Annotated in this window: 16 protein-coding genes; 12 read left to right on the top strand and 4 right to left on the bottom strand. The window is 35.9% G+C overall.

Features of this window, described 5'->3' with window-relative positions:
• The first annotated feature begins 9 nt into the window (after positions 1 to 9).
• Positions 10 to 1863, top strand: a complete 1854-nt coding sequence (locus LB465_RS15930; protein WP_224470916.1) for a T9SS type B sorting domain-containing protein — start codon at positions 10 to 12, stop codon at positions 1861 to 1863.
• On the opposite strand, the gene LB465_RS15935 is transcribed toward LB465_RS15930, so the two are convergent.
• Positions 1852 to 3096 (bottom strand): MFS transporter, encoded by a 1245-nt coding sequence (locus tag LB465_RS15935; RefSeq protein WP_317198444.1) that lies wholly within the window; start codon positions 3094 to 3096, stop codon positions 1852 to 1854. The genes LB465_RS15930 and LB465_RS15935 overlap by 12 nt on opposite strands.
• Positions 3097 to 3541: 445 nt before the next feature.
• On the opposite strand from LB465_RS15935, the gene epsC reads away from it, so the two are divergent.
• Together epsC and cysM are read left to right on the top strand one after the other, a co-directional pair.
• On the top strand, positions 3542 to 4330 hold the full coding sequence (epsC, locus tag LB465_RS15940; RefSeq protein WP_224470917.1) for a serine O-acetyltransferase EpsC: 789 nt from the start codon (positions 3542 to 3544) through the stop codon (positions 4328 to 4330).
• Positions 4330 to 5214 carry a cysteine synthase CysM gene (gene cysM, locus LB465_RS15945; RefSeq protein ID WP_224470918.1) on the top strand — a complete coding sequence of 295 codons (885 nt, stop codon included), beginning with the start codon at positions 4330 to 4332 and terminating at the stop codon, positions 5212 to 5214. Before epsC ends, cysM begins: the two co-directional genes overlap by 1 nt.
• 57 nt (positions 5215 to 5271) lie before the next feature.
• On the opposite strand, the gene LB465_RS15950 is transcribed toward cysM, so the two are convergent.
• Positions 5272 to 5835, bottom strand: a complete 564-nt coding sequence (locus LB465_RS15950) for a hypothetical protein (protein ID WP_224470919.1) — start codon at positions 5833 to 5835, stop codon at positions 5272 to 5274.
• A gap of 120 nt (positions 5836 to 5955) precedes the next feature.
• On the bottom strand, positions 5956 to 6654 hold the full coding sequence (locus LB465_RS15955) for a Crp/Fnr family transcriptional regulator (RefSeq protein ID WP_224470920.1): 699 nt from the start codon (positions 6652 to 6654) through the stop codon (positions 5956 to 5958).
• Positions 6655 to 6813: 159 nt separating this feature from the next.
• Between LB465_RS15955 and LB465_RS15960 the strand changes: the two genes are divergently transcribed.
• Positions 6814 to 8328, top strand: coding sequence for a DEAD/DEAH box helicase (locus LB465_RS15960; RefSeq protein WP_224470921.1), 1515 nt, complete (start codon positions 6814 to 6816; stop codon positions 8326 to 8328).
• Between the two features lie 234 nt (positions 8329 to 8562).
• Here the strand turns inward: LB465_RS15960 and LB465_RS15965 are convergent, their stop codons facing one another.
• The gene (locus tag LB465_RS15965; protein WP_224470922.1) at positions 8563 to 10866 is read right to left on the bottom strand and encodes a penicillin-binding protein 1A; all 2304 of its coding nucleotides are present in this window, start codon (positions 10864 to 10866) and stop codon (positions 8563 to 8565) included.
• 772 nt (positions 10867 to 11638) lie between these two features.
• Here LB465_RS15965 and LB465_RS15970 point away from each other — a divergent pair.
• From LB465_RS15970 to LB465_RS16005, 8 genes are all read left to right on the top strand, one after another.
• Positions 11639 to 12499, top strand: a complete 861-nt coding sequence (locus LB465_RS15970) for an SdiA-regulated domain-containing protein (RefSeq protein ID WP_224470923.1) — start codon at positions 11639 to 11641, stop codon at positions 12497 to 12499.
• A gap of 9 nt (positions 12500 to 12508) precedes the next feature.
• Positions 12509 to 13213 (top strand): TVP38/TMEM64 family protein, encoded by a 705-nt coding sequence (locus LB465_RS15975; RefSeq protein ID WP_224470924.1) that lies wholly within the window; start codon positions 12509 to 12511, stop codon positions 13211 to 13213.
• A 220-nt stretch (positions 13214 to 13433) separates the two neighbouring features.
• Positions 13434 to 13895, top strand: coding sequence for a cold-shock protein (locus tag LB465_RS15980; RefSeq protein ID WP_224470925.1), 462 nt, complete (start codon positions 13434 to 13436; stop codon positions 13893 to 13895).
• A 211-nt stretch (positions 13896 to 14106) separates the two neighbouring features.
• On the top strand, positions 14107 to 15408 hold the full coding sequence (locus LB465_RS15985; protein WP_224470926.1) for a DEAD/DEAH box helicase: 1302 nt from the start codon (positions 14107 to 14109) through the stop codon (positions 15406 to 15408).
• Positions 15409 to 15410: 2 nt separating this feature from the next.
• Complete coding sequence (locus tag LB465_RS15990; protein WP_224470927.1) at positions 15411 to 15626, top strand: VF530 family protein; 216 nt, start codon at positions 15411 to 15413, stop codon at positions 15624 to 15626.
• 333 nt (positions 15627 to 15959) lie between these two features.
• Positions 15960 to 16415, top strand: a complete 456-nt coding sequence (locus LB465_RS15995) for a KTSC domain-containing protein (protein WP_224470928.1) — start codon at positions 15960 to 15962, stop codon at positions 16413 to 16415.
• Positions 16416 to 16678: 263 nt separating this feature from the next.
• Positions 16679 to 17932 (top strand): NAD(P)/FAD-dependent oxidoreductase, encoded by a 1254-nt coding sequence (locus LB465_RS16000; protein ID WP_224470929.1) that lies wholly within the window; start codon positions 16679 to 16681, stop codon positions 17930 to 17932.
• Positions 17933 to 17941: 9 nt separating this feature from the next.
• Complete coding sequence (locus LB465_RS16005; RefSeq protein WP_224470930.1) at positions 17942 to 18421, top strand: peptide-methionine (S)-S-oxide reductase; 480 nt, start codon at positions 17942 to 17944, stop codon at positions 18419 to 18421.
• The last annotated feature ends 235 nt before the right edge of the window (positions 18422 to 18656 follow it).

The following is an 18656-nucleotide window of genomic DNA, read 5'->3' on the forward strand; positions in this document are numbered from 1 at the left end:
TTTGAGAAAATGAAAGGTTTTCTTCTTTTTTGTTTTCTTATACTTTGTACTTCCGGTTATGCCCAGTTAGGCTTTTGTGAAGGGAGCAAAGGCGATCCTATTTTTCACGAAGATTTTGAAACCGCATCGCAATTACCTGCAGGCACCACCAACTATACTTATGTTAATCAGGATCCTCAAGACGGGGAATATACTGTTTCCAGCCAAATAGGAAGTGTAATTACTTCTTGGCATTCGAGCTTACCTCCCGGAACCGTTTCAAACCGTGATGCTTTAATTGTAAACGCTTCTTTTACTTCCGGTCGATTTTACCGAACAGAAATTAGCGGACTTTGTGAGAACACAACCTATGAGTTTTCGGCTTTTTTAATTAATATTTACGATCGTTCCAGTAGCGTTTGTCAAAATGGTGGAATTCCCATAAATGTACGTTTTGAAATCTGGGATGAGAATGATACAAATTTGCTAAAAGAGGGAAATACCGGAGATATTCCTTCGCTAAGCACACCAGAATGGGAGCAATACGCGCTTACCTTTCAAACTGAAGTAGGGCAGGAGGCCGTAATTTTAAAAATGTTCAACAATGGAGAAGGCGGCTGCGGAAACGACCTCGCCATAGATGATATAATTTTTAGGTCTTGTGGCGATCTCACTACGGTTACTGCAGAAAATGATGAAACCCGAATAGATATTTGCGCTGAAGAAGCACCCGTTAGCCTTACCCTGGAAGCAACTCCCGATTATTCGGTGTATAGTTCACACGCTTATCAGTGGCAGGAGAGTAACGATAATCAAACCTGGACAAATATTCCCGGGGAAAATGATGAAATTTATAATACTCCAGCTCTTAATAATTCGCGATTCTATAGGGTGAAAGTGGCTGAAGATCCTGTAAATTTAAATGCCAATCTTTGTAGTTCTGTTTCTGAAATTTTTATGGTAAATATTCTGAAAAGACCGTCGCCGCCGCAAACTGATGGTAATGTTAGTATTTGCAGTGACGACGAAATTTCTGCGTTAAATGTTGAAATTGAAGAAAATGAAACAGCAAACTGGTATGATGAAAACAACAATTTGCTGGCAGAAAATACCACATCTTATTTACCGGAAACCCCTGGGACATATTATGTAGAAGCGGTAAATAAAGGTTTTAACTGCAAACCGAGTACAAAAACTGCTATTGAGTTTATTATAAATGAAAGTCCGCACGTAGATGATGAAGTTTTACAACTCTGTGATGGTGGAAGTCTCATTCTCAATGCAGGCTTGAGTGGACTTAATTATGAGTGGTCTACTGGCGAAAATTCACAGGAAATTGAAATAGATTCGGCGGGAAATTACAGTGTTGAGCTTACTACTACTGAAGGTTGCTCAACGAATAAAAACTTTGAAATTAACCAGGTAGATATTGCTGAAATTTCATCGGTAATTTCAGATGTGGAAGATATTGTGATTAACCCGGCTAACGAAGGTGATTTTGAATATTCTATAGATGGAACTAGTTTCCAATCTTCAAATATATTTACTTTAGTTCCCGGCGGAATTCACACAATTTATATGCGTGATCTTTCATCTTGTAACACCGTTACACAGGAATTTCCTCATATTGTGATTCCCAAGTTTATTACTCCAAACGCAGATGGTTATAATGATAATTTCAGCATTAACGGACTCGAATATTTTCCTTCTTCAGAAATAAGAATTTTTGATCGGTATGGTAAATTATTAAAAGCCGATGATGGTGAAACTTTTAACTGGAATGGTACTTTAGACGGACGCGCTCTTCCATCAGACGATTATTGGTATCATATTATTATTGAAGGTTTTAAGACGCTTAAAGGGTCTTTTAGTTTAAAGCGCTGAAGCTGTTTTAGTGACATTTTTTATTCGTTGGGAGTTAATGCTTATCAATAGCATTGCCGTAAATAAAACCAGGATAATGGTACTAAAATCAAATCCGCCGTCAATCATAAATCCAACCAATAAAGGGCCTAAAGCGGTACTAATTACCATAAACATTGTAAATACACTTCGTATGGCTCCCATTTTTTCGGTACCGTAGATTTCTGCGATAAGGGATGTTTTAACCGTTCCGGCCATTCCGGTGGTAATTCCGGCAGTAATTAAGAATAGAAGTGCGCCAATAATGCTGTCCATTAGTGCAAAAGGTATTAAACCCAGGGTCATTGGAACGAGATAAACCCTAAACATTTTTTTCGCGGTGAATTTATCAACCCAGGTGCCGCCAACCAGGGAAAATACAAATCTGGAAATTGCATAAACCGTAAAAAATGTAGCATAAAGTTGGGGAGACCAGCCTTTATCTTCAACAAATACATATTGATAAAAGAAAATAGCAGTGTTGGTAAAACTAAGAATAAAGCTGGCGGGCATCATAATCCCAAAACGTTTATCGGCCACCACGCCTTTATAATCTTTTAAAAGCGACCAGGTAGAGGGTTTTCCTTCGGTAGAAAGTTGCTTATCAAATGCTATTAGATTAGTGAATTTTAAGCGGATTAAATAGAGTAAGAGGGCAACACCACTAATAATTGCTGCCATTCTCCAATCGAAAAAAGCTATTATTGAAGTGATAATAATTGGGAAAACAGCTTCTCCCATAGAGTATCCCAGAGATGATATACTCAAAGCTTTTCCGCGGTTTTTATCAAAATACTTGGAAATAATGGTCATACTTATATGACTCATTAATCCCTGTCCACATAATCTTAAGCCGATTAAAGCAACAAAAAGTATAGCAATATGATAAGATAGACCCAATAAAATACTGGAAAGTCCAAGGCTTAGTACGGTGAAAGCAGTAACTTTTTTTACCGGTTTATGGTCTACAGTATGACCAACGCTAAGCATAATTACGGAAGCCGCAACAGTACACGCGGCATAGATAGCACCAAAAGTACCTTCAGTAATATCGAAGGCTTTTACAATTTCGGGAACATATAATGATATAAGAAAAGTCTGGCCAAAACTGGACAGAAATGTGAGCAGCCAACCAAAACTGACTTTCTTATAATTTCCTCGTAAAAAATAGAAATAATCTTTCAAATGCTTTACTTCAAATTTAGAAAGCTGCAAATATAAGGCTACCAAGAAACATGACAGTACAGTAGCGGTTTAAATTCGTTTAAAATATAAAAGCCACCCTTTTGAGGTGGCTTAATTTTCTTTTTTAAAATAAACCTAAATTATTTTTTAGGTTTTTCCTGCTGGGCTGATTGTTTTTTAGGTGCGTCCTGGTTTTTTTTAGGCTCCCTCTTTGCATCGTCCTTTTTTTGATTTCCTTGCTGTGCCATAATATTTATATTTTATTGATTATAATTTTAAAGATATCATTATAGTTGCCTGTAAAATAGTTAATTACCAAAATATTAACGCAGTGGTTTTTCAATTAAATATCTATAATGCTTAAAAACTATATGAGCTTATTGAAAGCATTTATTATAAAATAAATGCAATTTGCCGGGCTATTGTTTACATTTGAAATAAAAGAAAGATTATCATTCTAAAATTATAGTTTTAAATGAGCCAGAATGAGGTTATAGAGCAAATAAAAGCACTAAAAAAATTACCGAATTTAAAATTCAGTATAAAAGAAAAAACCGAAGCTTTTACTAATAATCTTTTTTACACGCTGTTTGATGAAGAGACACCGGTAGAAGAGAATATTATAAAATTAGGAAAGGATTTTGAAGAACTGGCAGATCTTGTTTGTTGGCAGCCAGACACTCCCTGCCGGGATATTTGGCAGGAGTATTTGGATAGACTACCGGAAATTCTGGAAAAACTCAATAAAGATGCCTTAGCGATTTCAGAGAACGATCCGGCTGCAAATTCCCTGGAAGAGGTAATTCTCTCGTATCCCGGGTTTTTCGCTATTGCCATTTACCGTTTTAGTCATGAATTTTACAAATTTGGACTTCCGCTGGTGCCACGTTTAATGGCAGAATGTGCTCATAGCCTCACAGGCACCGATATTAATCCCGGAGCTCAAATTGGCACCCCGTTTTTTATAGATCACGCTACGGGTGTGGTTATTGGTGAAACTGCGGTAATAGAAGATAATGTGAAGATTTATCAAGGAGTAACGCTGGGAGCTCTTTTTGTAGACCGAAATTTAAAAAATGTAAAAAGGCACCCTACTATAGAAAAAAATGTAACGATTTACGCTAACGCCACTATTTTAGGTGGGGAAACAGTAATAGGAGCCAATAGTATAATTGGAGGGAATGTTTGGCTAACCGCTTCAGTACCTAAAGATTCTATGGTTTCCCATACTCCTCAAATCAATATTAAAAATACGAGCAAATAATGAATGACTCTATATTAGATTTAATAGGTAATACGCCCCTCGTAAAAGCGCAAACCCTGGTAAAAAACCCAAAAGTTCAGCTCTATTTTAAGCTGGAAGGGCAAAATCCCGGTGGAAGCGTGAAAGATCGGGCCGCTTATAATATGATTAAAAGTGCGTTAGATCGGGGAGATATTACCAAGGAATCAAAACTCATTGAAGCTACCAGCGGAAATACAGGAATTGCCCTGGCAATGATAGCCGGAATTTTCAAATTGGATATAGAACTGGTAATGCCTGAGAATTCTACTATTGAAAGAGTAAAAACTATGCGTGCTTACGGAGCTAAAGTTACTCTTACAGATGCTGATGGAGGCATAGAAGGTGCCCGTGATTATGCTGAAGAAAAAATGGCTGGAGGAGATTATTTTATGATCAATCAATTTAGTAACAACGATAACTGGCAGGCGCATTATAATACTACGGGGCCAGAAATTTGGAACGATACCAAATATAAAATTACTCATTTTGTTTCCTCAATGGGTACCACCGGGACAATTATGGGAACTTCTACCTATTTAAAAGAAAAAAACAAAGACATTCAAATTGTTGGTGTACAACCAACCGATGAATCTCGTATTCCGGGAATTAGAAAATGGCCGGAAGCTTATTTACCAAAGATTTTTAAGCCTGAGAAAGTAGATCGTATTTTGGAAGTAAGTGAAGATGAAGCAGTTGCAATGACTAAAAAACTCGCCGAAGAAGAAGGTATTTTTGCCGGAATGAGCAGTGGAGGTGCTGCTGCGGCAGCGGTTAGATTATGCAATGAGTTGGAGGAAGGTATTGTGGTAAGTATAGTTTGTGATCGCGGAGATCGTTATTTGTCATCCAATATCTTTGATTAGAAATTACTCCGGAAATTGAATTATTCAACTTCCGGAGTAAAAATGAAAAACTTTGTTTTATTCAATTGTTGCAACGGCCACACCTGAAGCGTCTCTGTTGATATTCATTTTTACGGTTTTACTTTTGTTGCCATTTTCAAGCTTAACCTTATAAAATTCCTTGTTAATTTCTCCACCAGATCTAGAAAATGCTAAATGCTTGGTACCAACAATACTATAACCTTCATTAGCTTTTAGAACACTTATTAAAGAATTATAAGGTAAATTTATATCAGTAAATTTTTGACTACTGGAAATAATTTCTCCCTTGTTATTATAGTTAACTTTTAAATTTCCCTTATTAGTAATAAAGCTAACTACATAAGTACTATATTCTTTATCCCGGTTTGCTTCAATGAAATCCATAATACTAAAATTTTCTTTGGCATATCTCATTGGGTTTGAATGAAACTGGCCAATATAATCTTCACTTACTTTAAATGTTAATGAATTTGAAGATTCATCAATTTCCAGGGATTTAGGATTGTACTCCATTTTTAATTCGTCTAGCTTAATAACACCTTGTGAATATGCCATCCTTACAAAGGCAATACACAATAAGCTTAAGATTAACTTTCTCATAATGATTTTATTTAGAGATTAATAAATAATTGTCTCCCAAAGTTAATCGTGTATTACTTGAAGTAAAACTACTTAAGTGACACTAAAAGAGTAATTAAAAGATTTTAACTAATTAGTTTTTTATTGGTTAGTCGCTTTCTTTATCAATAAGGTTAGATTAATAACTTCCATTTTTTTACGACCTAATTTGAGGATACCTTCATTTTTAAATTCTTGAAAATGCCTGTTTACCACAGCCCTGGTAGATCCTATTAGATTGGCAATTTCTTCATTAGAAAGATCATTGATAACTTCCAGTTTTTTTGAATCTTGGTTTATATTATTTAAAATAAGCCTGGCCAGGCGCGCAGGTATTTCTAAGAGCGTATGGTTTACCGCATATTCTTCTATACTTAAAAGTTGTTTTCCTAAATATGGGAGAAGCTGTTGGTTTAGCACTGGATATTGTTTTAGCCATTGCCGTACTATTAAAATAGGAGTGGATAACATTTTCACATCTTCCAAGGACTCATAATATAACTTATGAGAACATTCTTCTATTAAGGTAATCACATCAAAAAAATCATTTTTGCACAATAAAAACAAAGTAAATTCACGACCCGTTTTCCTATTTGTCTTAAAAACTTTTAAACGTCCTGAAATTATAATATGAAATTTATGCCTTAACTGGTAGTAACTACTGCAGGTGTGTGCAGGCCATTTTTCTATAATAAAGTGGGAAGCGATTTCCGGTAAGAGTTCTTTATCAAGATTCTTAAAAAGAATAGTGTTGCTTATGGTTATTAAACCAAGATCTTTTGCTGCTCCCTCTCGCTTCATAATCAAATGTTTTGACTATATAAAACCTTATGGAGGGTGCAAAAAAAGAAGAGTAAATTTACTGAATTTTGGATTATTAATGTGTATTTCTGACCTAAATATTTCTTTAAACCTAAGAAATCAGCTATTTTTGCAAACTTGCAGATCTGAAAAAAAATTATGGCGGTGGAAACCTTTGGAATAGAAAACAAAAAAGTTGACAAGGAACTTTATGACTATCAACAAAAAGATATTGATAAAATCTTTAGCGTGATAGATGAGCATCCTGAACATTATAACCTGCTTTACCAGCTACCCACGGGTGGAGGTAAAACGGTTATATTTTCCCAAATGGTGCGTGAATACATACAACGTACCCAGAAAAAGGTTCTTATTCTAACCCATAGAATAGAATTATGTAAGCAAACCTCTAATATGTTAGATGGGTTTGGTGTACTTAATAAAATTATAAATTCCAAGGTTAAAGAATTACCAGATCAGGAAGACTATATGTGCTTTGTAGCCATGGTAGAAACCCTGAATAACCGTTTACACGATGAAAAACTGGAAATTAAAGATATTGGCCTTGTAATTATAGATGAGGCACACTATAATTCTTTCAGGAAATTATTCAAATTCTTTGAGAAGTGCTTTATCTTGGGAGTAACGGCGACGCCGCTTAGCTCCAATATTAAATTACCTATGAAAGATAATTACCGCGAACTTATCGTGGGTGATTCCATAGGCTCACTAATTGAAAAAGGCTTTTTGGCCCGTGCGAATACGTTTAGTTACAATGTAGGACTAACCAGTTTAAAAGTTGGGATGAATGGAGATTATACGGTAAAATCTTCAGAAGAACTGTATTCCAATATTTCCATGCAGGAAAAACTGCTTACTGCTTATTACGAACGCTCCCGCGGAAAGAAAACCCTTATTTTTAATAATGGTATTAATACTTCTATAGAAGTATATGAGACCTTTAGAAATGCCGGTTTACCTATTCGGCATTTAGATAATACGACCAGTAAGCAGGATAGAAAAGACATTCTAAAATGGTTTAAGCATACGCCAGATGCGATTGTAACTTCAGTGAGTATTCTTACCACTGGTTTTGATGAACCTACGGTAGAAACCATTGTATTAAACAGGGCAACGAAATCGCTAACCTTATATTTTCAAATGATAGGCCGTGGCTCCAGAGTATTGCCTGGAAAATCTGAATTTAACGTGATTGATTTAGGTAATAACCTGGCTCGTTTTGGCGAATGGAGTTCACCGGTAGACTGGAAACAAATCTTTAGAGCTCCAGATTTCTATTTTGAAAATCTATTAAGTGATGAAGAAATAGAGCGTGAATTCAAATACGTAATGCCTCCTGAAATAAGGGAACAATTTTCTAATACCAAAGATGTAGATTTTGATGTGGAAGAAGCTTATGATAAAGTGATTAAAAAAGGACTAAAATCTAAAGCGGTATTAGAATGGTCTATGGAGCAACATGTGAAAATGTGCGTAGAAAATTCTGAAGATGTTTTTGATGCCAGAATCCTCGCCAAAGAGCTCAAAGATGATATTAATTCCCGCATCAAGCAATATTCCTATTGCATTAGCAAGAGTACCAAGAATTACCGTGATTGGCTGGAAGAAGATTATTCCAGAAAATTAAGAATGGAAATTAATAAAGAGTTTTAAATAGTCTTCCTTTTAAAAGCTAAAAAATTTGTCACTCTGAGTCTTTTCAATGCGCTCAGGACAAGTTGCAGTTGAATTATAAAAAATTCCCGACTGCGTAGCATTTTTTATTCTGGACCTGTCTTAGGCGTCTGACGGGTTCAGAATCTAATATATTGATTTAAAATCATGTTAGAAGCTAAAACAAGTTCAGCTTGACGAATAACTATACTAAACTTTTTAGATAGTCTCTTTTTAATTTTTATCCTTACCGCCAAAAAGGCGCTTAAAAAAGCCTTTCTTTTCCTTCTTTTCTTCTTTTTTGGATTCTTCTGTTTCATCTTTATCACCACTACCAAAGAGACGTTTAAAGAAGCCATCTCGTTTTTCTGGATCACAGTCCATCATTTCTTTTGTTTCTGCAGAAAGCGGTGTAAATCTCGCCTGAGTAATTTCATTAAATTCGGGATCGCTATTCATTTTCTGCATCAGTTTAGCAAAAACCGGCAAGGCTGAATTGGCGCCCTGCCCAATATAAGTATTTCTAAATCCAATCCTGTGATCGTCAGAACCCACCCAGGTTACGGCGAGAAGTTTTGGAGTAATTCCCACAAACCAGCCATCTTTATTGTTTTGGGTAGTTCCGGTTTTTCCGGCAATATCGTTTCTTAATCCGTAAGTACTTCTTAACCTGGTAGCGGTGCCTTCATTAACAGTAGCTTTCATCATCTCTATCATGATTTTCCTGTTGGTTTCAGAAATACTACGATTATCTGAAATTTCAGGTTTGAATTCAGCTAAAATATTGCCCTCGCCATCTTCAATTTTTGTGATATAAAACGCCTGACTTGTTTTTCCTTCATTTACAAATGGAGTGTAAGCTTCAGTTAATTCGGTTAAGTTTAAAGAAGCAGTTCCCAGGGCAATTGAAGGTACTTTTGGTAAATCTGAAGTAATTCCCATTGCTTTGGCCTGGTTCACCACATTTTCAATTCCTGTTTCCATAAGTACTTTAACCGCAATGGTATTCATAGATTGACTTAAAGCTTCTTTTAAGTTGTAGTTCATATGCGGATCTTCGTCCTCTCCACCCGAGTTTGAAGGCGTCCAGCCATCGGCATAAGTGACCTCTCTGGCCGAAAAATATTCGCAAGGTTCTATGCCATTTTCTAAAGCTGCGGTGTAAACAAATGGCTTAAATGTAGAGCCAACCTGGCGTTTACTCTGCGAGACGTGATCGTACTGAAAGTGTTGAAAATTAACTCCGCCAACCCAGGCCTGCACTGCACCTGTTTCAGGAGTTACAGCGAGCATCCCGGCGTTTAGGAATTTGAGATAGTGAGCCACACTATCTCTTGTACTTACATTTTTGGTTTCTGTACCTTCATAATTAAAGAGTTCGGTAGGATGTTCTTTGTTTAGGACCTTCATTATTTCAGCTTCGCTGTGGCCTTCCTTGGCAAGATTTTTCCAGGCCGAAGTCTTTTTCAAAGCATCGTTCACAATCTGCTGATTGGTTAACCAGGGGGCCGCTTTTCCCCAGGCATCTTCGTGCTGTTTTTGTAAATTTTGTAAATGTTCTTTTAAAGCCTCTTCAGCTAAAGTTTGCATCTTAACATCCAAAGTGGTGTGAACGCTTAATCCGTCTCTGTAAATATTGAATTTCTTTCCATCTTTATTTTTAAGGGTGTCCAGGATTTTACTTACATCTTTTCTTACCTGCTCTCTAAAATACGGCGCAAGACCTTTATCGTGGCTGTAACTCTTATAATTCAGTACCAATTCGCGCTGCTTGGCCTCTTGAACCTCTTCTTCAGTTAAATACCCATATTTCCCCATTTGTTCTAATACCACATCTCTACGTAATCGGCTTCTTTCAGGAAAGATTCTGGGATTGTAAGAATGGGAAGCTTTTAAAGTACCCACTAAAACCGCTGCTTCCTCAAGATTTATTTCTGAAGTATGCTTTCCGAAGAATTTCATAGCCGCGCTTTCAATTCCGAAAGTATTATCACTAAAAGGCACAGTGTTGAAATAGAGCCTAATAATTTCTTGTTTTGAATAAATATCTTCCAGCCTTTTGGCGATAATGGCTTCCTGGAATTTATTCACAACAATGCCTAAAGTACCGTAATCTTTTCTTCCGTAGATATTTTTAGCTAACTGAAGACTAATAGTACTTCCGCCGCCGGCGGAATCGTCCTGAAGCAAAATAGACTTGAAAACAACCCGTAACAAACTTCGATTATCGATACCATCGTGTTCAAAAAACCGGGCATCTTCGGTAGCCACAAGGGCGTTTATTAAATGTGTAGGAAGTTCTTTATAGGTAATAGGTTGCCTGTCAAAAATGTAAAATTTACCAATTAGCTCACCATTTTTGGCTAAAACTTCAGTAGCCCTGTTTTGCTTAAGTTCTTTCAACTCGGTAGAGGAGGGGAGTTGGCCCCAGGCTCCAAAATAAATACTGGCAAAAAACAGCACGAAAATTGTAAAAAGGCTGAGAAGTATTATTAGTGCCCATTTTATTTTGGAAGATTTTTTAATCTTATTTAGCATAGGTGGTTTAATTGTTACAAATAAACAAATACCATACAAACAAGATTTAAATTTTAAAGATAATTTAAGTTTTTTTAAATTTCATGCTTTCAGCAGTATCCTAAATTCCTGAAATAAAAAAGCCGGCTACAATCTAGGGTAGTGCCGGCTAGGTTTTACTGAGTTCCATAGGGGATTTGTTTTAAGATTAACTCATTGGTCTAAGGTTTAAACACCAGTTGTTCCTGGTGAAGTTTTCATGGAATTTATTACGTGGTTTCTTTCCAAAAACCTGGGACTCTCGTGAACCTCCACAGTTTAAATTTATATACTCCTGGATTTTCATGGCCTTAAGTTTTAAGGTAACGGCGTTTAATTTCCCAGTTACTACGATGGTTAGATTTACTTTGATTTAAAAACGGACGGATGTTTTCTGAACTTTTCATGATTTCTATATTTTGAGATTATTTTAAATAGCGTCTTTTACTGTTCCAGGTATTTTTAGAGTTGCTCTTATCCTGATTAAAAAATGGTCTGCTGATTGTTTCAAAAGTTTTCATAATTGCTAAAATTTAAAGGTTTATATCTAATAGACTCCATTGAGTTTGGTTTGTTACAGTACTATGTTATAAATAGTACTAAATTAACTTATCTTTAACAAATAGGGTATTTTTTGGGAAGGTTTCAGCCTATTTTTTTAGCTAATTTTAAAAACCGGATGTTAATAATAATTAATTATCGTGGCAGACTTTAATATTAAACCTATTTTAGAATTTAAGTTGGAGCGCATTTTATGAAATTGAATAAAATAGTAGTAGGGATTGTTGCTGGGGTTTTTATCCTCGCCGGACTTATTTTCTGGGCTTTTAAAAACAATAGTTACTTGTCTTTTGACGATGACAACAAAACCTATGTTATAGAAGAAAAATGGGATTTACCATCAATTCTTCAGGAAGTTTCTGGGATAAGCTATTTGGGAAATAACGAGGTTGCCTGCATCCAGGATGAAGATGGAATTATTTTTATTTATAACCTAAAAACTTCAGAAATTACATCCCGAATTCCTTTTGGGGAAGGCGGAGACTATGAAGATATTACCGTAATAGAAGATACGGCCTATGTTGCAAGAAGTGATGGTAAATTATATAAAGTTGTGAATTTTAGGGAAGAAAATCCCGAAATTGATACTTACCATATTTCCGGCTTAGATATTAACGAGATGGAAAGTCTTGAGTTTGATGCTAAAAGCAATCGTTTATTATTCGCCGTAAAAGAATATAATAATAGGAAAGCTACCAAAGGAATTTACACTTTTGATCTTGCTACGAAAAAATTAAATAAGGAACGCCATTTTACCCTTGACGGAAACGATGACATCTATAAACAATTGAGAGGAGGACCGTCTTCTGGAATTATTAGGCCATCTTCTATTAGATTTCATCCAGTTACAGGAGAATTGTATGTTATGGAAGGGAATCAGCCAAAGTTGATTATTCTAGACCAGGATGGAAACGAGGTGAAAATTCATCTTCTTGATCCTGAAAATTTTCCTCAACCAGAAGGGCTAACTTTTGATGATGAAAATCGCCTGTATATTTCCAATGAAAGTAGAAGACAACCCGCAAATATTTTAAGAGTCAAATTAAACGATTAAATAAATACTATGCCCGATTCTGTTGAAACCACCTCAGTAAAGAAAAGTAAAGCCCCGCTAATTGTTTCCGGAATTATAATAGCTGCCTTAATCGCGGCTTATTTTTTTATTCCCGGGGTCCGGGAGTTTTTCACCAATGCCTGGGAGGTTTTAACCAGTAACGACGAAGAACGTATTACCGAGTGGGTTTCAGAATTTGGGTGGATGGGCCCAACAATGCTTATCCTGGCTATGGTGGCACAAATGTTTTTAATCGTGATCCCTTCAGTAGCATTAATGGTGGTTTCAATTTTGGCTTATGGACCTTTTTTTGGAAGCCTTATTATTTTCGCAGCTATTTTTTCGGCTTCCAGTGTAGGGTATTTTATTGGGCGTTATTTTGGACCGGTCATCGTTCAGAAACTAATAGGACCCAAGAACGAAAATAAAATTGAGGATTTTATTGATGATTACGGCTTTTGGGCGGTAATCGTTACCAGGATAAATCCTTTTCTTTCTAACGATGCCATTAGCTTTGTAGGAGGAATTCTTAAAATGGGTTACTGGCGTTTTATTGGTGCAACCCTTGTAGGTATTGCCCCGCTCACCATTTTTATTGCAATTATAGGTAAAAGCACCGATGGCCTAAAAACCGGGCTTCTCTGGGGATCTATTGTAAGTTTGGTTATTTTTGTTTTATACGTGTGGTGGGATAAGAAAAAGCGCAAAAAATAGTAGGGAAGCAGTGTTTTAGTGAAATCATAAATTATTTATTCGCTTCAAATTAAGTAATTTAATTTCTATCACTTATCTTTGTAAAAGTTTAAGCAGTGTCCTAATTAGGATTCTTTACATTTACTGAAGATTAATGGCAATACAAGCCGGGTTACTACCACAAAAATCTTCAAGAAAAAAATTCAAGCTTACTCACTCAATTACTAATTAAAATTAATTAATGGGCAAATCGCAGCAGACATTCAGTAAAACTGAAAAAGAAAAAAAGAAAATAAAAAAACGGAAAGAAAAGGAAGCTAAGAAGCAGGAGCGCAAAGAAAACTCCAACAAAGGCGGTAATTTTGAAGATATGATCGCTTATGTAGATGCTGATGGAAATCTTACCGATACTCCGCCGGATCCTTCTCAAAAAGTTGAAGTTGAGGCTGATAGTATAGAAATTGGTGTTCCTAAGAAAGAGGATATGCCGGAAGAAGATCCGCAAAGAAACGGAAAGGTCTCTTTCTTTGATCATTCTAAAGGTTTCGGATTTATTATAGATTCAGAAAACAACGAAAAATATTTTGTTCACGTTACTGGATTAATCGATGAGATTGATGAAAACGACAAAGTGACTTTTGAACTGGAACGAGGAATGAAAGGTATGAATGCCGTTCGCGTTAAACAACAAAAAACTACCTAAGAGCAAGCTCAAGAGGTATTTATATTGAACAATTGTTTAATTTCGAGGCAAGCCCTGGAGCATTTAAATCTCAATTATCGAGTAATTCTCAACTCTCATAAAAAGGTTCGGTAATCTATTATTGCTGAACCTTTATTTTTTTACTTAACTTTCCTAAAATAGGGGTTATCCCTTCAAAGTCTTTTTTAAGGCTTTATTATTTCAAAATTACATGCAAACTAAGAATTTACAGGAAATCCTGAACAAATTGGAGATTTCTCAGCTTAATGCTATGCAGCAGGAAGCTTTCAAAACTATTGCCGAAAACCCAAACACGGTGCTGCTCTCCCCAACAGGATCGGGTAAAACTCTGGCATTCCTATTACCCTTACTCGAAATTTTAGATCCCGATCTGGCAGAAGTACAGGCATTGATTTTAGTACCTTCAAGAGAGTTGGCTATTCAAATAGAACAGGTTACCCGGGAAATGGGTGCCGGATTTAAAGCAAATGCCGTTTACGGCGGCAGGGCTTTTTCTAAAGATAAAATAGAACTGCAACACGCACCGGCCATTTTAATAGGTACTCCAGGAAGAATTGCCGATCATTTTAGACGGGAAACCTTTGCTACAAAAAATATTAAAGCCCTTGTTTTAGATGAATTTGATAAATCTTTAGAAGTAGGTTTTGAAAACGAAATGAAAGAGATTATTGGGGAACTTTCCGGTTTGCAGAAGCGAATTTTAACTTCAGCAACGCAAAACATTGATGTTCCAGGATTTGTTGGGCTAAAAAACCCGAAGCGAATAGATTATTTAAAAGGGGAGCAGTCTTCCCTGGAGATTAAAACCATACGGGTAAATCCCAAAACGAAACTTCAAAGCCTGGTGAATTTACTTTCTGAAAATGCTAAAGGTTCAGGAATTATTTTTTGTAATTTGAAAGATAGTATTGCGGAAGTAAGTGATTTTCTGGATAAAAATAACATTGAGCATGGGATTTTCTCCGGGGGAATGGAACAAAAGGATAGGGAAAGATCACTTATTAAGTTCAGAAATGGAACCCATAGAATACTAATCGCCACAGATCTTGCTGCGCGGGGGATTGATGTTCCCGAAATCGATTTTATAATTCATTATCAATTACCATATAAAGCTTCAGAATTCACCCATAGAAATGGGCGTACCGCGAGAATGCACCAGGAGGGAATTGCTTATGTACTTTCTGATAGAAAAACGCTTCCAGATTTTATCAATTCAAATGATTATAAAATTCAGGATTCAAAAACCGATACCAATGTAGTTGAAAAAACTACGTTGTTCATTTCGGGAGGAAGAAAAGATAAAATTTCAAAAGGAGATATTGCCGGACTTTTCTTAAAACAGGGAAATCTTAAAAAAGAAGAACTTGGGCTTATCGAGCTTAAACAGGATTGTGCATTTGTTGCTGTGCCCGAAGAAAAAGCTGAAGCACTTATCGCAGCGCTTAATAATTCCAGGCTAAAGAAGAAAAAAGTAAGAGTCCGTTATATTTAATTATGGAAAATAGCCAACCTAACAATCCGTTGCATGGAATAAAGCTCGCAGAGATTCTGGAATTCCTGGTGGAACGTTATGGCTGGGAAGAAATGGGTAAGCGTATAAATATTAAATGTTTTACCCAGGATCCTTCTATAAAATCCAGTTTAAAATTCTTAAGAAAAACGCCATGGGCCAGAACCAAAGTAGAGAATTTATACCTTGAATCCCTTTAAATTCGGTGGTAGAAGAGTAAATATTAAGTTTTAACATCAAATATGTGGATTACCGTAAACTAAACTCAGGAATTAAAAATATCTTTGATAGTTCGATTTGGGGCAGTTATTAGTGAATTTTTATAGATATTTTGATGGAAAGCATTTTAGAATGGTTAAAACCTAACGTAATAAAGTTGATAATAGCTATTATTGCCGGCATTGTTACTTACCATTTGCTCGATTGGATGTATTTTCAAAACTATTAAATAGATTTAAGAAAGGGGAGGAGATTAACCCGTCAATTATCCGAAAAAAAGAAGTAGTTTTGCCGCTTATTTAAAATTTAAAGTAATGAAGCGTGTAAATCACTATAAAAAGCTCTTTAATGTTGAAAAAGAGATAGACCTTAAAGAACTTAAAACCAGCTACCGAAATCTGGTTAAAGAATGGCATCCCGATAAATTTAGGGAAACTGATGAAATGCACGCAGAAGCTGAAATAAAGAGTAAAGAAATTATAGATGGTTATCATTTTTTGGTAAGCATCGCACCGCAAACCCGAGATGCAAATCTGGAAGAATATAATCGCACCATAAGCGAAGCTGGAATTGCCGATTACCAGCACAAAGGAAATTTACTGGAGATCTCTTTTACTAATGGAACTACCTACGAATATTTTGGTGTAAATAAGAAACTTTTTATCAAGTTCATCAGTTCAGATAAGCAGGTGAGATTCGCCAAAAGAAATATTTATAACTCTTTTTTATATAGAAAATCTAAAAAAGACCTTGAGTTGGAAACTGCTTAGGTTAATCAAAATTTATCTTTTTAGAATGCACCCACGCTTTTATAGTCGTGGGTTTTTTATGGATTTTACTCGACAATAGAGATTAAAATACACCAAGGTTTGTCTCGTAAATTAAAAAATCGCTCACTATGCATACCTCTTTAGCTTGCTCCGAGACAGTTTACTGAACTACGTTTTCCCTCTTCTTTCTATCCTTAACAATTGTAAATGCCCTGTACGTTTTTAAAAACAGTATTTTTGAATGTATCAACGAAAGTTTTATCATGGAAAAAAGGGATTATAAAATAAAAGTTGTTGGCGCAGGTCTTAGCGGACTTATTGCTGCAAAAGTTTTGAAAGATCACGGGTATTCCCCTGAAATTTATGAAGCTTCAGATAGGGTGGGCGGCCGAATTAAAACCGACATGGTGGAAGGTTATCAATTAGATCGTGGGTTTCAGGTACTTCTCAGTGCTTACCCAAAAGCTAAACAATATCTGGATTATAAGAAATTGGATTTGCAAAAATTACTACCCGGTGCGGTGATTTTTGAAAATGGAAAATCCAGTACTGTTGGAGATCCTTTGCGTGATGCTTCCTTATTGATGCCTACAATTTTCGCCGGAATCGGTAATCTTTCAGATAAACTAAAGATTTTAAGGCTCTATGGCGACCTCAAGAAGAAAAAGGTGGAAGACATTTTTAGAAGCAAGGCAGCAACAAGTTTAGAATATCTTCAGCAAAAAGGTTTTTCAGAAGCTATAATCATTAAATTTTTTAAACCTTTTTTCAGCGGTATCTTTCTGGAACCAAACCTGGAAACTTCCAGTAGGATGTTTGAATTTGTATTCAAAATGTTTGGAGAAGGGCTGGCTGTAATCCCGAAGCAGGGAATGGGAGAGATTTCCGAACATTTGGCTAATGATATAGAAACTACCAAAATTCATTTTAATACTCCGGTAAAGCAAGTTAAAGAGGGAGAAATTATTTTGGAAAATGGAGAGCTCGTTGAGACCCAATTCACGATTATCGCTACCGAAGCCAATAAACTGGTTAGTAATCTAAAAAATCAGGAAACCAATTGGAGATCCTGCCATACTTTTTATTTCGAAACAAAAAAGCGAGTAATAGAGAAACCTCTGATTGGCTTGATTACCGATGAAGACGCCATAATTAATAATATCTTCTATCATACCAGCGTAGCCACCGGTTCTAATGGAGGAAAAGAATTACTTTCTGTTACCGTGGTTAAAAAGACCGATTTACCTCAAGCGGAACTTCAAAATAAAGTGGAGCAGGATTTAAAAAGATATTGTGGAGTAGGGGAAGCAAGGTTTTTAAAATATTATTTTATTAAAAAAGCACTTCCAAAAATAGATGATCTACATTATGAAATGGATCCGACGGAGACTCAATTGAATGATACTATTTTTCTCGCCGGAGATCAGTTATTAAATGCTTCCCAAAACGCAGCGATACTTTCTGGTGAGCGTGCAGCTTTAGGGTTAATAAAGAATCTGGAAGGCAGTTCAAACTAATTATTAATTATGAGTGCGACTTTAGAAAAAATAGGATTTGGCGGTGGCTGCCATTGGTGTACCGAAGCTGTTTTTCAACAAGTAGTTGGGGTGAAACTGGTAGAACAGGGTTATATAGCCTCAACCGGGAAATATTCAGGTTATTCTGAAGCAATTATCGCTCATTTTAATCCTAAAGAAATTTCAATCGCTCGTTTAATCGAAATTCACTTACATACGCACCAAAGCACATCTAATCACAGTATGCGGGAAAAGTACAGATCGGCGATATATTATTTTGATAAGAATGCTAAAGATAAAGCTTCAGAAACTATTCTGAATTTGCAACCAGATTTCGAGGAAGAAATAATCACGAAGGTTTTGCCATTTGCTATGTTCGATGCTTCCAGGGAAGAGATCCGGGATTATTATCTGAAAGGCCCATATAGACCTTTTTGTAGAAGTTTTATCCATCCAAAACTTAACTTACTGAGGAAAAGGTTTTTTTAAGGATTTGGCATAAAAAAGGCTGTCTGAAAAGTCTAAATTTTGTCAAGCTGAACTTGTTTCAGCTTCTAATATGAAATTAATTATAAACATGTTAGATCCTGAAACAAGTTACCATTGACGTATTTTTCAAGTTGCTGTTTTATAGCTGATTACCATGTTCATTTCTTTTGCCATTTTGAATAAGCTTTTTTGTTTATTAAGTAGTATTTTTTCTTGGTAAGCTTTGATACCTTCT

The organism is Salegentibacter lacus, assembly GCF_020164555.1.
Classification (GTDB): Bacteria; Bacteroidota; Bacteroidia; order Flavobacteriales; family Flavobacteriaceae; genus Salegentibacter; species Salegentibacter lacus.

Excerpts from the sequence above, each read along its gene's own strand:
- LB465_RS15955 (WP_224470920.1), bottom strand. The coding sequence starts at position 6,654 with ATGAAGCGAGAGGGAGCAGCAAAAGATCTTGGTTTAATAACCATAAGC.
- LB465_RS15990 (WP_224470927.1), top strand. The coding sequence starts at position 15,411 with ATGGAAAATAGCCAACCTAACAATCCGTTGCATGGAATAAAGCTCGCA.
- LB465_RS15970 (WP_224470923.1), top strand. The coding sequence starts at position 11,639 with ATGAAATTGAATAAAATAGTAGTAGGGATTGTTGCTGGGGTTTTTATC.
- LB465_RS16005 (WP_224470930.1), top strand. The coding sequence starts at position 17,942 with ATGAGTGCGACTTTAGAAAAAATAGGATTTGGCGGTGGCTGCCATTGG.
- LB465_RS15975 (WP_224470924.1), top strand. The coding sequence starts at position 12,509 with ATGCCCGATTCTGTTGAAACCACCTCAGTAAAGAAAAGTAAAGCCCCG.
- LB465_RS16000 (WP_224470929.1), top strand. The coding sequence starts at position 16,679 with ATGGAAAAAAGGGATTATAAAATAAAAGTTGTTGGCGCAGGTCTTAGC.
- LB465_RS15950 (WP_224470919.1), bottom strand. The coding sequence starts at position 5,835 with ATGAGAAAGTTAATCTTAAGCTTATTGTGTATTGCCTTTGTAAGGATG.
- LB465_RS15930 (WP_224470916.1), top strand. The coding sequence starts at position 10 with ATGAAAGGTTTTCTTCTTTTTTGTTTTCTTATACTTTGTACTTCCGGT.
- LB465_RS15985 (WP_224470926.1), top strand. The coding sequence starts at position 14,107 with ATGCAAACTAAGAATTTACAGGAAATCCTGAACAAATTGGAGATTTCT.
- LB465_RS15995 (WP_224470928.1), top strand. The coding sequence starts at position 15,960 with ATGAAGCGTGTAAATCACTATAAAAAGCTCTTTAATGTTGAAAAAGAG.
- cysM (WP_224470918.1), top strand. The coding sequence starts at position 4,330 with ATGAATGACTCTATATTAGATTTAATAGGTAATACGCCCCTCGTAAAA.
- epsC (WP_224470917.1), top strand. The coding sequence starts at position 3,542 with ATGAGCCAGAATGAGGTTATAGAGCAAATAAAAGCACTAAAAAAATTA.
- LB465_RS15980 (WP_224470925.1), top strand. The coding sequence starts at position 13,434 with ATGGGCAAATCGCAGCAGACATTCAGTAAAACTGAAAAAGAAAAAAAG.
- LB465_RS15965 (WP_224470922.1), bottom strand. The coding sequence starts at position 10,866 with ATGCTAAATAAGATTAAAAAATCTTCCAAAATAAAATGGGCACTAATA.
- LB465_RS15960 (WP_224470921.1), top strand. The coding sequence starts at position 6,814 with ATGGCGGTGGAAACCTTTGGAATAGAAAACAAAAAAGTTGACAAGGAA.